Raw genomic sequence first — 15502 nt, forward strand, 5'->3', positions numbered from 1 at the left:
ATCGGCTGCGATGGATATGATGTGAAGTGAGCCGCGAGTTGATCTTCTCCCCAGCGGGGAGAAGGTGGCCCGAAGGGTCGGATGAGGGGGCGCCGCACCCGCGAATGGTAGTTTTAGGAGGAGGAACACAATGAAAAAATTCATCAACGAGGTCGGCAATATTCTGACCGAAAGCCTGCATGGCTTTGCCGCGGCACATCAGGATATCCTGACCCTCGACCCATCCAGCAAGTTTATCCGGCGGAAGGTGCTGAAGCAGGGCAAGGTGGCGCTGATCTCCGGTGGCGGATCCGGCCACGAGCCGCTGCATGCAGGTTTCGTCGGTCATGGCATGCTTGATGCCGCCTGCCCCGGCCAGGTGTTCACCTCACCAACGCCCGACCAGATGATGGAGGCGGCCGCAGCGGTCGATACCGGCGCCGGCTGCCTGTTTATCGTCAAGAACTACGAAGGCGACGTGATGAACTTCGAGATGGGCGCCGAGATGGCCTCGGGGCGGGTCATCCAGGTGATCACCAATGACGACGTCGCGGTTGAGGATTCGACCTGGACGACGGGGCGGCGCGGCGTTGCAGGCACATTGGTCGTCGAGCGGATCGCCGGTGCTGCCGCCGAGGAAGGCATGGCGCTGGAGCCACTCGCCGAGCTCGCCCGCAAGGTCAATGCCAATGCCCGCTCGATGGGCGTGGCGCTGACCAGTTGCACCGTGCCCGCCGCCGGCAAGCCGACCTTCGACATCGGCGATGGCGAGATGGAATTCGGCGTCGGCATCCATGGCGAGCCCGGCCGTCGGCGCGACAAGCTGCAATCGGCCGACACTATCGCCGAGGAGATCTGCGCTTCGATTCTCAAGGATCTTGGCGATCGCGCCAGAGGCAATGCGCTGCTATTCATCAACGGCTTTGGCGGCACGCCGCTGATGGAACTCTATCTGATGTACAATTCCGCGCGCGCGATCCTCGAAAAGCAGGGCGTAACCATCGCCCGCTCGCTGGTCGGATCCTATGTCACATCGCTCGACATGGCGGGCTGCTCGATCACCGTCGTCATCATGGATGACGAGATGCTCAGGCTCTGGGACAGCCCGGTGCACACCGCAGGCTTACGCTGGGGGATGTAGCTGACTCAGCGAGAAGCCTGACTCAGCGTCAGGCTTCCTGTAACCCATAGGTCGAGAAACTCTCCATCGTCTCGGCGATCTGCTCCGACGACAGCAGCACTGGGCCGCCGATCAGCAGCGAATGATAATATTGCTTGGCGATGGTCTCGAGTTCGACGGCGCGCCACATGGCTTTCTTCATCGTCGAGCCGACGACCAGCATGCCGTGATTGGCCATCAGGCAGGCGCTGCGGCCCTTGAGCGCTTCGAGCACATGCTCGCTGAGCGCCTTGGTGCCGTAGCGCGCATAGTTTGCGACACGGACATCGTCGCCGCCGAAAGCCGCAACCATGTAGTGGCAGGCCGGGATCGGCTTGCGGGCGATGGCGAGAATGGTCGAGTAGGACGCATGCGTGTGGATCACTGCGCCGACTTCCGGCCGCGACTTCATGATGTCGAGATGGAAACGCCATTCCGTAGAGGGCTTGTTGGGCCCATCCCAGCTGCCATACTCGCCATCGAGCGGCATGGCGGCGATCATGTCGGGAGAGATTTCCTCATAGGGAATCGAGGAAGGCGTGATCAGCATCCGATCTTCGAAGCGCGCGCTGATATTGCCGGCATTGCCCTGGTTGAGGCCCGAACTGTTCATGAAAAGGCAATTTTTGATAATCGACCGGCGGACTTCCAATTCATTCATGACACGCTCCTCAACATGCGATTTCCTTGCTGTTCTTATAGTTGCGGGCTCATGCTTCCAACTGTCTTTTTTCGAGAATATTGAAAACATGAACGAAACCACGTTCGATGCGCAGCCGTTCGGCTCTCACAAATCCGCCAGTTGGCTGGGGCAAGATGAACGGCAGATTAACGGCGGTTTCAGGCTGGGTTAAGCCCTGCGATGACAAATATCGCCGCGCTGACGGATCAGAAACGCCCCGATTCGACCACGAATACGGTCTAGGAGCGGAAAAACGCGGTTGAACGGACCGCCTAGGAAAGGACACCCAAATGGCCAAGACCTATAAAGGCACCAGCGGCGCGGACGTCGTTAACCAGAAAAACAACAGCAGCCACGATTGGTTCAACATCTACACCTATGGCGGCGCCGACCAGATCTCGCTGACCTTGAACCAGACCTATGTCGACGCAGGCAACGGCAACGATGTAGTCAGGAGCAACATCGAATTCCAGAACGACGTCTATCTCGGCGCGGGTGATGACACCTATACCGGCAATGGCTTCACCAATAATGGCAATCGGTGGGACAAGGTTCTAGGCGAAGACGGCAACGACACGTTCAACATTTCCACCAACTTGAGTAAATACTACGGCGGCGATGGCAACGACACGTTCAACTCGGTCGGCTTCGAAAACTACATCAACGGCGGCTCCGGGGTCGATACGGTCAGCTACCTACGCCAGGATAACGACCCGGATCTCAGCGGTTTCGGTGTGTCGATCGATCTCGCCGACGAAACAGCTTACACGGGCGGAAACCGTGTTGAGGTGCTGCTGAGCATAGAGAATGCAAAGGGCACATCCTTTGCCGACGACGTGCTGGGCGACAACGGCAAGAACAAGCTCTGGGGCATGAACGGCGCTGACATCGTCGACGGTCGCGGCGGCAATGATAAGCTCTATGGCGGCAACGGCAACGATGACCTCTATGGCGGCGGCAGTGCCGACAAGCTGATCGGCGGCAGGGGCAACGACTTCCTATGGGGCGGCACCGGCGCCGATCACTTCATCTTCGAATCGATCCAGGACTCCGTCGTCGGCTCCAAGCGCGACGTCATCAAGGACTTCTATCGCTCCGAGAACGACAAGATCGACCTTTCCGCGATCGATGCGGTCAAGGGCGGCGGCGACGACGCATTCGATTTCATCGGCACCCAGGCGTTTCACGACGTCGCCGGCGAATTGCGCTTCAAGAACGGCCTGCTGCAAGGCGATGTCGATGGCGACGGCAAGGCTGATTTCGAGGTAAGGGTCGCCGATTTCAACACCATGAACAACGGTGACTTCATTCTCTGATTAGCCTCTATATAAAACGAAAAAGCCCGCCGGATCGCTTCGGCGGGCTTTTTCGTACAAGCCCGAGGCCCTAGGGTCTGTCAGAGCTAAATAGAGGCAGTTCTGTTGGCTCAAACAGCCGGCCCGTTTCAGCCAACCCAAAGGGCCGGGCATCTTTCCGCCGGGATCAGAGGCGACTGGCTCGACCATACCTTCGGGTATGACCTTCGCCAATCGCCTCTGCCCCGACACAAACCTGCTCCGGCAGAACTGCCTCTATTTAGCTCTGACAGACTCTATGCCAAGGCAAACAAGTCTTTGACCTCGGACTATCCTTTCGCTACTGCCTGCTGCGGTCCACACAATGTTGCCGCCTCTTGCGCTGGTGCGGGCGCTGGTCGTCCAAGGATAGGAACGCCATGCCAAATGCTCTCCACCGCGCAGTTCTTCTCGTCGCTCTGCTCAATCTCGGCTACTTCGGAGTCGAGTTTTCGGTGGCGCTGAAAATTGGTTCCGTGTCCCTGCTGGCAGACAGTGTCGATTTTCTTGAAGACGCCTCGGTGAACTTACTGATCTTCTTCGCCATGACATGGTCGGTGCGTAGCCGCGCACGGGTCGGCATGGCCATGGCATTCATTCTGCTCGTACCCGCGCTCGCCTTCTTTTGGACCGCATGGGCCAAGTTCATCAACCCCGTTCCACCCGCGGCTTTTGCTCTTTCCCTCACTGGGCTTGGCGCGTTGGCGGTCAATCTGTTCTGCGCCTATGTGCTGGTGGCCTATCGTCACGTCGGCGGCAGCCTGACGAGGGCTGCGTTCCTGTCCGCCCGCAATGACGCATTTGCGAATATCGCCATCATTGCAGCAGGTCTGGTGACGGCTTACCTGTGGCAATCCGCATGGCCCGACATGATTGTGGGGCTTGCCATTGCCCTGCTAAACCTCGACGCGGCGCGGGAAGTTTGGCACGCGGCGCGCGAAGAGCATGATGCCGTTGCATAAATCCTGATCCACGCGGCATCTTTACTGGCGACACTTCTCAGGTGCGCTGCCCCGTCAGCTTGTCGATGGCGTTCGATGTGGTCGCACCAAAGATGCCGTCGATCGGGCCGGTATAGTAGCCACGCTGTTTAAGCGCCCGCTGGATCTCCTTGCGGAACTCCGGCGAGTAGGTGGTCGCGCCGCCCTTCATGTCGGTGATGAACGGGGCCTCGCCGCCTTCCATCGAGGCAATCGCCAGGCGAGCCGCCTCTCGTACGTCGGGGCTGGTGCCGAGGCCCTTGTCGTAGAGATAGGAGAGATTGCCCATGGCATAGGCGTTGCCGGCAGCAGCCGCCTTCTCGTACCAGTATTTGGCCTCGATATAGTCCTGCTTGACGCCCTTGCCGTTCTCATAAAGCCAGCCGAGCGACGCCATCGAATAGGCATCGTTGCTCTGCGAGCCCTTCTCGTACCAGCCGCGCGCCTCCTCAAGATTGACCGGCGTGCCGATGCCGTTCTGCGTCGCATAGCCCATCGAGCCGATCGCATTGAGATCGCCGAGATCGGCGCCCTTGCGATAGTAATCCAGCGACTTGGCATAATCGCGGGCAACGCCCACGCCTTCTCGGTACATCCAGCCGAGCGAAGAGAACGAGTAGGCGTCGTTCTTGGCCGCCGCCATCTCATACCAGCGGATTGCTTCATTGTAGTTGACCGGCGTGCCGAGGCCGTACTGGTTCATGTAGCCGAGCGACGACATGCCGGTGACATCATCGAGATCGGCCGCACGCTTGTAGAGATCGAGCGCCTTGGCGTAATCCTGATTGACGCCCTTGCCTTCGCGATAAAGCCAGGCAAGCGCCGAGAGTGAATAGGGGTCGTTCTGCTCGACGGCCTTCTCATACCACTGGCGTGCCTCGACGAAATCGACATCGGTGCCGAGGCCGTTCTGCAAGGCATAGCCGAGCGAACCCATGGCATTGAGATCGCCGTTGCTGGCGCCCTTGCGGTAGAAATCCAGTGACTTGGCATAGTCGCGGTCGACACCGAGGCCTTCGCGATAGAGCCAGCCAACCGAGGCTTGCGCATTGGGGTAGTCCTGCATGGCCGACTTCAGGTACCAGTCAAAAGCAGCCTTGTAGTTGCGGGAAATCCCGCCATAGCCCTCGCGATAGATCCAGCCGAGCGAGGCCTGGGCATAGGAGTTGCCGGCAGCCGCGGCCTTCTCCATCATCCGCATGCCCTTGGCGACATCCTGCTGTTCGCCGTTGCCGTAGATCGCCAGCCACGCCAAGTTGGAATAGGCGTGCGAATTGCCGAGGTCGATGGCCTTCTGGTACTGCTTGCGCGCCTGATCGTAGTTGCGGTCCATGTCGTGGGCGCGGCCGATCATGTCATAAAGCATGGAATCGCCGGGATCTTTCGCAGCAGCGCGCGTGCAGACATCGATCGTCTGGCGAACGTTGATGCTGGCAAAAAGCACGCCATCCGAGCCGGGTTCGGAACCGGGTTCCGCCGCCAGCGAATAGCATTCGCGGGCCTCCGGTGTCAGGCTCTTGACGTTCGGGCGGAAGGTGATCGCGTCGGCGATGCTCGTCGAAGCGATGTTGCTCTGATTGTTGTTAGTCTGATTGTCATTGCTGTTGTTGGTATTGGTATCGGCGGAGACCTGCTGGTTGGGGTTCAGGTCGTGGCCGGCGGCAAGGCTATCAATCGCGGCAAACGTATCGGCGCCGAAATCGCCATTGACCACCCCCTTGAAGTAGCCGCGATCGCGCAGTACCGCCTGAAACGCGCGGCGGAAATTGGCCGAGAAGTTCGACGGCTGTTCCTTGAGCTCCTTCGTCTTGCCCGGGTCGCCACGCTCGACGGCAGCCACTGCCCAGCGGACCGCTTCCTCTGCATCGACCGCCGTACCAAGGCCCTGATCATAAAGCCGCGACAGGTTGCCCATGGCATAGGCGCTGCCGGCATCGGCCGATTTCTCGTACCAGTAGCGGGCTTCGACGTAGTCCTGCTTCACACCGGCACCAGCGTCATAGAGGAAGCCCAGCGAGGCCATCGAATAAGCGTCGCCTGCCTTGGCACCCTTGTCGTACCAGTTGCGCGCGTCATCGTAGTTCTGTGGCATGCCGAGGCCGTTCTGGGCCGCGTAGCCCATGGCAGCGATGGAGCTCAGGTCGCCCGCGTCAGCGCCGCGGCGGTAGTAGTCCAGCGACTTCTGATAATCCTGCGGGACGCCCACGCCCTCGCGATAGAACCAGCCGAGATTGCCGAGCGCAGTGGCGTTGCCCTGCGCTGCCGACTTCTCGTACCAGCGGATCGCCTCATTGTTGTCCTGCTGCACACCGCCGTAACCGTCGCGATAGAGGAAGGCGAGCGAAGCCTGGGCGGAATGGTTGCCGGCGATCGCAGCCTTCTCGAAATCGCGGCGGCCCTTTTCGACATCGACTGGACCATCAAGACCATAGACTGACAGCCAACCGAGATTGGTCAGCGCATACATATCGCCGAGATCGGCCGCCTTTTCGTAGTTGCGGTGCGCCTCGGTATAATTGCGGTCGGCTTCATGGGCGCGGCCGAGAAGATTAATCAGCATGCCGTCATTGGGGTTTTCGTTGACGGCCTGGGCGCAAGCGGTCAGTGCTCGCTTGGAATCGATCTTGGGTAGCAGGACGCCGGCAAAACCGGTCACCGATTGCGGTTCGCCGGCAAGCAGGTAGCAATCCTGCGAGGCCGGCGTATCCTTGAGCGCCGTGGTGAATGGCGTCTGGGCCGGCGCCAGCGAGGCAACCGCCTGTTCGGCCTCGCGGCGGAATTTCGAGTCGGGATAACGCTCCATGAACCGCTTCAGTGCGGCCGCATCGGTCGAGCCCTTCAGCGCTTCCCAGGCAATCTGGTCGGCTGCCGTATCGGCCTTCTGTTCTGCGGCGGCCAGAAGCTTGATCTTCTTTTCCGCCAGCATCTTGTAGACGGGGTCAGCGCCATGCTTGGCGATGAAGGCTTCCAGCAATTCCTTGTCGGCGAGATCCTTGATGTTCTGCCAATCCTCGGCGGCGGCTGAGATGCCGTTCGGCGCGGCGGCGTCTTCCTTCTTCTCGACCTTCTGGTCGTTGTTGATGGTGACGTTGAGCTGTTTGATCGATAGGAAGATCTGCGCCCCGCCCAGCGAGCCGTAAACGAACGGCTCCTGCTTGCGCTGGGTCACCTTGACCACTTCGTCACGCACCTGGCCGAGCGCAATGCGGACATCCACACCGGGCTGGGCGACGTACTTGGCGAGCGCTTCTGCAAACGGGCTGTTCTTGCCGGCGCCATCGAGTGCCACGGTGCCGGCGCGCGAGGCATAGGCAACCAGTGTGTCGGCGCCTTCCGGCTCGACCTTAGCAAGACCCTTTGTCATCGCGCGGGTACCAGAGGAACGGCTCATCGTGTCGATGAAGGGATTGTTGCGGCAGGCGTCGAGAATGACGAGCTTAAGCTTGGCCGCGCCGTTCAGCGAACGTTCGGCGCGATCGAGCGGCAGGGCCTCGTCCTCAACGTCCTTGTCGGTCTTCAACGTAGCGTCGATAGGGATCAGGTAGTTCTGGCCGTTCATTTCCATGCCGTGACCGGAATAGTAGAGCACGGCGACGTCGGAACCGTCCGACTTGTCTTCGAAATTGCGCAACGCCTTGCGCATGCCGACGAGATCGAGATCGACGGCAACCTCGACATCATCAAAGCCCGCGGCGACCAGCGTCTGCCGCATCAACTCGACGTCATTTGCAGGGTTCCTGAGTGCCGGCGTCGAATAGTAATTCTGGTTGCCGATCAGTAGCGCCACCCGCTTCGCCGCTTCCGCCACTGTCCCACCGAGCGCAAAAACCGCCGTGAAAACAATGACGAAAGGGATACGGCGTTTTGGTTGCCGGATGAACATGCCCATTCCTCCTGAAATTCTTCCAGAAGTATTACGGATGGACCTGTCAGTTTCAATGCGCCAGCGGAAGAAAATTTGCCGAACAGCGTAAACGTATATTAGCGCGTTTCTACCCAGCGTCGCTCGGCGAAGGATTGCGCCATCGCATGCACCGCCTTTTCGATCGCAAATCCCGCCTCGAAGTCGATCGCATAAGACGGCTTGCCCTCGATTGCGGCCATGAATTCGCGGCATTCGATGATCTTGAGATCGTTGAAACCAAGGCCGTGGCCGGGTGCCGGAATGAACTTGCCATAGAGAGGATGGTGCGGTGCGGTGAGGATGGTTCGGAAACCGTGCTCGGTGGCGCGGCCATTGCGGTCATAGATCTGGAGTTCGTTCATCCGCTCCTGGTCGAAGAGGATAGAGCCGTCCGAGCCGAAGATCTGCACGGCGATGCGCCCCTTGCGGCCCCAGGCGGAGCGATTGGCGAGCAACACGGCGGAGGCGCCGTTTTCCATCCGCATCAGAACATTGGCGATATCATGGTTTTCCACCGTTTTGCGACCACCATCCCTGGCGGGACGGTCGGCATAGGGCTTGGACATGTCGGTCATAACCTCGACCGGCAAGCCGGCGAGCACGCTGAGCAGCGAAAGCGGATGGACGGCGAAATCATCGAGCGCGCCATAGCCCGATTTTGCCTCGCTCTTCCAGTAAAACGGTTCGGCGGGATCGGCCATGTAGTCCTCATCCATCTCGATCCTGAGATGGGTGATCGCCCCGATGGCGCCATCTTCAAGCAGCGCCTTCATGTGACGGATCAACGGGTTCTGGATGTAATTGTAGCCCATGACAGCCGCCTTGCCGGATTTCCTGGCCGCGGCGCGCATGCGCTCGGCATCGGCAAGCGAGGTCGCCATCGGCTTTTCGCACCACACATGCTTGCCGGCATCGAGAGCGGCGACCGCCATGTCGGCGTGGAACTGGTTGGGGGCTGCGACCGAGATCACATCGATTTCCGGATCGGCGAGCAGATCGGACCAATTGCTTGTAGACTTGGCAAAACCGAATTCACGGCCTTTCTTATCGGCGAGTTCAGGCGTGACCTCGGCAAGCGACACCAGCCGCGGCCGCTCGACGTCGCCGAACAACGGCGCCACCGAATTCCAAGCCAGTGCATGGCATTTGCCCATATAGCCGCTGCCGATCAATCCCACGCCAAGTCCCATGTCGCATTTCCTCCTGCAAATTTGGAATATTCGGTGCGAGCATAGTGGATATTTTGGAGATTTCATTCCATTTTCAGAAAATATTTTTCGCATGAACGATCAAAGCCTGTCAAATCGTTGCAATTTGCGGCATAAGCGATTTCGGAATGGAACGTGCGTTCCGTTCTTTCGTGACGATGCGAGAGGATGCGCATGAACGACCGACCATTGGGCAGACAACCTGCCCCCCGTGATTTCGAGAGCCTTCGGGCCGTCATGATCGAGCGCAAGGTCGATATGCCCAAGCGGCTGGCCCAGGTCGCGGCTTATTCGCTGGCTAATCCCGACGAGATTGCGTTCGGAACCGCCGCGAGCATCGCCACCGCCGCCGAAGTCCAGCCTTCGACGCTGGTGCGGCTGGCCCATCATCTCGGCTATGAAGGCTTTTCGGATCTGCAGAGCATTTTCCGCGATCGGCTGAAGGAGAAGAACCTCTCTTACGAAGAGCGGCTGAATATCCTCGAGCGCGACCGCCAGCATGTCGAGGAAGCCGAGCTTCTCAGCGGGTTTCTCAATGCAGCCTCGCAATCAATCGGCCGGCTGGCGGCCTCGATCAACCCGGCGCAGTTTGCCAAGGCTACAGATATTCTCGCGCGCGCCGAAACGATCTACCTGATCGCGAAGCGTCGTGCCTATCCGCTGACCGCCCACATGGCTTATGCGTTCGGCAAGCTCGGCATCCGCTACACGATGATTTCTTCGCCCAATGGCGTCGATCCGGAGATGTCGCGCTTTGCGACGCAACGCGATGCGGCTTTTGCCGCGAGTTTTTCGCCGTATGCCTCTGAAAGCGTCGCCCAGGCCGAGGCGCTGTCCAAACGCGGCGTACCTGTCGTGGCGATCACCGATTCCGTCTTCTCACCGCTGGCGGTGTTTTCCGCCTGCTGGTTCGAGGTCGCAGAATCGGATTTCTCGGGTTTCCGCTCGCTTTCGGCCTCTATGGCGCTGGCCATGGCCCTGCCGGTGGCGATTGCCGAGCGGCGGCGGCAATTGGAGCGAGACAGAACCGGTGAATCGCATTCGGAATAAATATTCCAATTGACATTTATTCGGAATTATTGTTTCAAAATACCCCAATACCAAGGAGCGAAACTGATATCGCTTAGCGGGAGGAATAGATGAGTGAAGTCGCACCGGGAACCGGTCCTGAAAAGACGCTGGATGTAATCGCCATCGGGCGCTCGTCGGTCGATCTCTATGGCCAGCAATCCGGCTCGCGACTGGAAGACATCGCATCCTTCGCGAAGTCAGTCGGCGGCTGCCCGACCAACATTTCCGTCGGTACCGCGAGGCTCGGCCTCAAGTCGGCGCTGATCACCAGGGTCGGCGACGAGCAGATGGGCCGCTTCATTCGCGAACAACTCAAGCGCGAAGGCGTCGAGACTGACGGCGTTGCAATCGACAAGGAGCGGCTGACGGCGCTGGTGTTGCTGTCGGTCGAATCCGAAGGCGTGTCGCCGATGATTTTCGTGCGCACAGACTGCGCCGACATGGCGTTGTCGGAAGATGATGTCGATGAGGCCTTCGTCGCCTCCTCGCGTGCCGTGCTCGTCTCCGGCACGCATTTCTCCAAGCCCAATACCGAGGCTGCGCAGCGCAAGGCGATCCGCATTGCCAAGGCGAATGACGGCAAGGTGATTTTCGATATCGACTACCGACCCAACCTCTGGGGTCTTGCCGGCCATGCCGAGGGTTTCGAGCGCTATGTGAAGTCCGACCGGGTCTCCTCGCTGATGAAATCCGTGCTGCCCGACTGCGACCTGATCGTCGGCACCGAAGAAGAAATCATGATCGCCTCCGGCGTCGATGACGTGCTGGGTTCGCTCAAGGCAATCCGCGCCGTGACACCAGCAACAATCGTGCTGAAGCGCGGGGCTATGGGCTGCATCGTCTATGACGGCGAAATCAGCGACGACCTGGAAGATGGCATCGTCGGCCAGGGCTTCCCGATCGAGGTCTATAACGTGCTGGGTGCCGGCGATGCGTTCATGTCCGGCCTTCTGCGCGGCTGGCTGAAGGGTGAGGATCACAAGACGTCCGCCACCTGGGCGAATGCCTGCGGCGCTTTTGCGGTCTCGCGCCTGCTCTGCGCGCCGGAATATCCAACCTGGGAAGAGCTGCAATATTTCCTGAAGAACGGCAGCAAGTTCAAGGCCTTGCGCAAGGACGAGGCGATCAGCCACATCCATTGGGCGACGACGCGCCGCAAGGAAATTCCGCTGTTGATGGCGCTGGCAATCGACCACCGCTCGCAGCTCACCGACATTGCCGATGCGGTGAAGGTTCCCCACTCGCGGATCAATTCCTTCAAGCGGCTCGCAGTCGCAGCCGCCGGTCGCGTCAGCCAGGGCCGCGAGGGCTATGGCATGCTGATTGACGAGCGGTTTGGGCGCGAAGCGTTTTTCGACGCCGCAAAGAAAGATTTCTCCTGGATCGGCCGTCCGGTCGAGCTTCCCGGCTCGCGCCCGCTGCGCTTCGAATTTTCGCAGGATATCGGCTCGCAGCTGGTGGAATGGCCGGTCGAGCATTGCATCAAGTGCCTGTGTTTCTATCATCCCGATGATCCGGAGACGCTGAAGAAAGAACAGCAGCAGAAAGTCCGCACGCTGTTCGACGCCGCCCGCAAGGTCGGTCGCGAGCTGCTGGTTGAGATCATCGCCGGCAAGCACGGCGAACTCGATGACACGACGATCTCGCGTGCGATCACCGAAATGTACGCGCTCGGCATCAAGCCGGACTGGTGGAAACTCGAGCCGCAGCATTCGCCGGCGGCCTGGAAGAATATCGAGAAGGTGATTGCCGACAACGATCCGTGGTGCCGTGGTATCGTGCTGCTGGGTCTCGAAGCGCCGGCGGCCGAACTTGAAAAGGCATTTGCCGCGACCACGGTTGCGCCGATGGTCAAGGGCTTTGCCGTCGGCCGGACGATCTTTGCGCATGCGGCGCAACAGTGGCTGTCCGGTGCGATGAATGACGAACAGGCGATATCGGATATGGCCGGGCGTTTTGAAGCATTGACGAAAGCGTGGCTTCGGACGCGCGGACTGTAAACGAGGGATTTACCCCTCACCAAGCGCGTCCAGCGATCGGCTTTGCCTCTCGCGGACTTGCTATCCTCTCCCACAAGGGGAGAGGCAAGGTAGCACAAACACCGCCTCGCCTTGAGCAAGGAAGGTGCAACGGATTTGCCTCTCCCCTTGTGGGAGAGGATACGAAGGCCGGGCGAGCATCGCGAGCGCATGGCCGAAGTTGGTGAGGGGTGAATCCTCTCCCCCCAGAAAAACGGAACGCGGGAGGAAAGACGATGGGCAAGACGATCCGGTTGACGATGGCACAGGCCGTCGCACATTTCCTGAAGGCGCAGATGACCATCATCGGCGGCGAGAAGCTGCCGATCTTCGGTGGCGTCTGGGCGATCTTCGGTCATGGCAACGTCGCGGGCATGGGCGAAGCGCTCTACCAGGTGAGAGACGAGTTGCCGACCTATCGAGCCCACAACGAACAGGGCATGGCGCATGCCGCGATCGCCTACTCCAAAGCGATGTTCCGCCAGCGCTTCATGGCCTGCACGACTTCGATCGGCCCTGGCGCCCTCAACATGGTGACCGCCGCCGGTGTTGCCCATGTCGACCGCCTTCCCGTGCTGTTCCTGCCCGGCGATATCTTCGCCAATCGTGCGCCCGATCCGGTGTTGCAGCAGATCGAAAGCTACGGTGATGGCACCTTGTCGGCCAATGATGCCTTCCGCCCCGTCAGCCGGTACTTCGACCGCATCACCCGTCCCGAGCAGATCATCTCGGCGCTGAAGCGCGCCATGCAGGTGATGACCGATCCGGTGGATTGCGGCCCGGTCTGCCTGTCGCTCTGCCAGGATGTGCAGGCGGAGGCCTTCGATTATCCCGAGGAATTCTTTGCCGAAAAGGTCTGGACTTTCCGCCGCCCCCGCGCCGACGAGGACGAACTCGCCGCTGCGGTCACCGCTCTTCAGTCGGCCAAGAAGCCGGTGATCATTGCCGGCGGCGGCGTGCTTTATTCGCGCGCCACGGTCGAGCTTGTGGCATTTGCCGATAAACACAATATCCCCGTTGTGGTCACCCAGGCCGGCAAGTCGGCTATCAACGAGACGCATCCGCTGTCGATGGGCTCGGTCGGCGTGACCGGCACATCAGCCGCCAATGCATTGACCGAGGAAGCCGATGTGATCCTTGCTGTCGGCACGCGGCTTCAGGATTTCACCACCGGTTCGTGGTCGATCTTCTCCAATCCTGATGTGAAGTTTATCGGCGTCAACACCGCCAGTTTCGACGCCGCCAAGCACAATGCTCTGCCTGTGGTCGGCGATGCCAAGGTAACGCTTTCGGCGCTGTCGAACTTGCTTGGTCGTTGGGCAGCGCCTCAGTCGCTCAAAGACAAGGCGCTCTCTCTCAAGGCCGCGTGGCTGAAGGCAGCCGACACTGCCATGACCGCGACAAACGCGGTGCTGCCTTCCGACGCGCAGGTAATCGGCGCGGTGGCCCGCAGCAAGGCCGGCGAGAATTCGGTGCTGCTGTGCGCCGCCGGTGGCCTGCCGGGCGAGTTGCACAAGCTCTGGCCGGCAACGACGCCGGGCAGCTACCACATGGAATACGGTTTTTCCTGCATGGGCTACGAAATCGCCGGCGGGCTCGGCGTGAAGATGGCGCGGCCGGATGCAGACGTTACAGTCATGGTCGGCGACGGCTCCTACATGATGCTCAATTCGGAACTTGCGACGTCGGTAATGCTGGGCATGAAGCTGACCGTCGTGCTGCTCGACAATCGCGGCTATGGCTGCATCAACCGCCTGCAGATGGCCACCGGCGGGGCCAACTTCAACAACCTGCTGAAGGACTCTTATTTTGAGGTGATGCCCGACATCGACTTCCGCAAGCATGCAGAGAGCATGGGTGCGATTGCGGTAAAGGTGGATTCCATAGCCGAACTGGAACAAGCCCTCGAAGCGTCGAAAGCCAATGAGCGGACAACGCTGATCGTCATCGACACCGACCCGCTGGTCACCACGGATGAAGGCGGCCATTGGTGGGATGTCGCGGTGCCTGAAGTCAGCCCGCGCGAAAGTGTGGTCAAGGCGCACACCGCCTATGTCCAGGCGCGCAAGAAACAGATCGTGAATTGAATTCGAATGGAGACTAGAATGATCCGCTACGGGACAAATCCCATTGCCTGGACCAATGACGACGACCAGACCCTCGGCGCGCACCTGACGCTCGAGGATTGCCTGTCGGACTGCGAGAAAATCGGTTTCGACGGCATCGAGAAGGGTCATCTCATGCCGTCCGATCCCGAAGAGCTCAAGCAGGTGCTCGCCGCCCACAAGCTGGTCTTCGTGTCCGGCTGGCATTCGCTGAACCTGCTGGTCAACGACATCGAGACTGAAAAGAAGGCCATCCAGCCGCATCTCGAGCTGCTCAAGCACAATGGCTGCAAGGTCTGCATCGTCTGCGAAACCTCCAATGCCATCCACGGCGACGATTCCAAATCGCTGGCCGAAAAGCCCAACCTGCCTGACGACCAGTGGGCGAAGTTCGGCGCCGGCGTCGAGGCGATCGCGCAATACTGCCTCGATCAGGGCATCTTCCTCGTCTATCACCACCATATGGGCACGGTGGTGCAGACGCCGTCCGAGATCGACAAGCTGATGGCCAATACCGGCCCGGCGACCATGCTGCTGCTCGACACGGGACATGCCTGGTTCGGCGGCGGCGACCCGGCGGAGATAGCGCGTAAATACATGCACCGCGTCCGACACATCCATGCAAAGAACGTGCGCACCGAAATCCGCAAGGTCGTGGAGGCCGAAGGCCTGTCGTTCCTGGAAGGTGTGCGCCGCGGCGTATTCACCGTGCCCGGCGACAGCGAAGGCGGCGTCGATTTCCTTCCGGTGCTGAAGATTGCCGCGATTCACAGCTATGAAGGCTGGCTGGTGATCGAGGCCGAACAGGATTCCAAGGTGCGTATTCCGTTCGAGTACCAGTCGCTGGGGCTGAAGTCGCTGAAGGCGTTTGCCAAGGAAGCGGGACTGGACAAAGGCTGAGGAGCCGAAGCTATGAGGGCGTGATGTACCCCTCACCAACTTCGGCCATGTGCTCGCAATGCTCGCCCGGCCTGCGTATCCTCTCCCACAAGGGGAGAGGTAGGGCGAGTTTGCCTCTCCCCTTGTGGGAGAGGATAGCAAGTCCGCGAGAGGCAGAGCCGA

The 15502-nt window shown here is 60.1% G+C and carries 10 protein-coding genes; 7 read left to right on the forward strand and 3 right to left on the reverse strand.

Features of this window, described 5'->3' with window-relative positions; translation table 11 throughout:
* The first annotated feature begins 130 nt into the window (after nt 1–130).
* Entirely contained in the window at nt 131–1120 is a 990-nt protein-coding gene (gene dhaK / locus ACXHRN_RS15715; RefSeq protein WP_488637247.1) for a dihydroxyacetone kinase subunit DhaK, read from the forward strand.
* Nucleotides 1121–1148: 28 nt separating this feature from the next.
* Here dhaK and ACXHRN_RS15720 read toward each other — a convergent pair whose 3' ends face one another.
* Nucleotides 1149–1799: a class II aldolase/adducin family protein gene (locus ACXHRN_RS15720; RefSeq protein WP_488637248.1), complete on the reverse strand. Its 651-nt coding sequence runs from the start codon at nt 1797–1799 to the stop codon at nt 1149–1151.
* Nucleotides 1800–2110: 311 nt separating this feature from the next.
* Between ACXHRN_RS15720 and ACXHRN_RS15725 the strand changes: the two genes are divergently transcribed.
* Both ACXHRN_RS15725 and ACXHRN_RS15730 read left to right on the forward strand, forming a co-directional pair.
* Nucleotides 2111–3136: a calcium-binding protein gene (locus ACXHRN_RS15725; RefSeq protein WP_488637249.1), complete on the forward strand. Its 1026-nt coding sequence runs from the start codon at nt 2111–2113 to the stop codon at nt 3134–3136.
* 398 nt (nt 3137–3534) lie between these two features.
* On the forward strand, nt 3535–4116 hold the full coding sequence (locus tag ACXHRN_RS15730; RefSeq protein WP_488637250.1) for a cation efflux transmembrane domain-containing protein: 582 nt from the start codon (nt 3535–3537) through the stop codon (nt 4114–4116).
* Nucleotides 4117–4153: 37 nt separating this feature from the next.
* On the opposite strand, the gene ACXHRN_RS15735 is transcribed toward ACXHRN_RS15730, so the two are convergent.
* Both ACXHRN_RS15735 and ACXHRN_RS15740 read right to left on the reverse strand, forming a co-directional pair.
* On the reverse strand, nt 4154–8017 hold the full coding sequence (locus tag ACXHRN_RS15735; RefSeq protein ID WP_488637251.1) for a caspase family protein: 3864 nt from the start codon (nt 8015–8017) through the stop codon (nt 4154–4156).
* 98 nt (nt 8018–8115) lie between these two features.
* Nucleotides 8116–9228: a Gfo/Idh/MocA family protein gene (locus ACXHRN_RS15740; RefSeq protein ID WP_488637252.1), complete on the reverse strand. Its 1113-nt coding sequence runs from the start codon at nt 9226–9228 to the stop codon at nt 8116–8118.
* Between the two features lie 192 nt (nt 9229–9420).
* Here ACXHRN_RS15740 and ACXHRN_RS15745 point away from each other — a divergent pair, with 192 nt between their 5' ends.
* The 4 genes from ACXHRN_RS15745 (at nt 9421) to iolE (ending at nt 15340) form a co-directional block, all read left to right on the forward strand.
* Entirely contained in the window at nt 9421–10296 is an 876-nt protein-coding gene (locus ACXHRN_RS15745; protein WP_488637253.1) for a MurR/RpiR family transcriptional regulator, read from the forward strand.
* Nucleotides 10297–10385: 89 nt separating this feature from the next.
* Nucleotides 10386–12317 carry a bifunctional 5-dehydro-2-deoxygluconokinase/5-dehydro-2-deoxyphosphogluconate aldolase gene (locus tag ACXHRN_RS15750; RefSeq protein ID WP_488637254.1) on the forward strand — a complete coding sequence of 644 codons (1932 nt, stop codon included), beginning with the start codon at nt 10386–10388 and terminating at the stop codon, nt 12315–12317.
* A 254-nt stretch (nt 12318–12571) separates the two neighbouring features.
* Nucleotides 12572–14422, forward strand: a complete 1851-nt coding sequence (iolD, locus tag ACXHRN_RS15755; RefSeq protein ID WP_488637255.1) for a 3D-(3,5/4)-trihydroxycyclohexane-1,2-dione acylhydrolase (decyclizing) — start codon at nt 12572–12574, stop codon at nt 14420–14422.
* Nucleotides 14423–14440: 18 nt separating this feature from the next.
* Entirely contained in the window at nt 14441–15340 is a 900-nt protein-coding gene (iolE, locus tag ACXHRN_RS15760; RefSeq protein WP_488637256.1) for a myo-inosose-2 dehydratase, read from the forward strand.
* Nucleotides 15341–15502 lie beyond the last annotated feature (162 nt).

The organism is Shinella sp. OV683 (assembly GCF_057787725.1).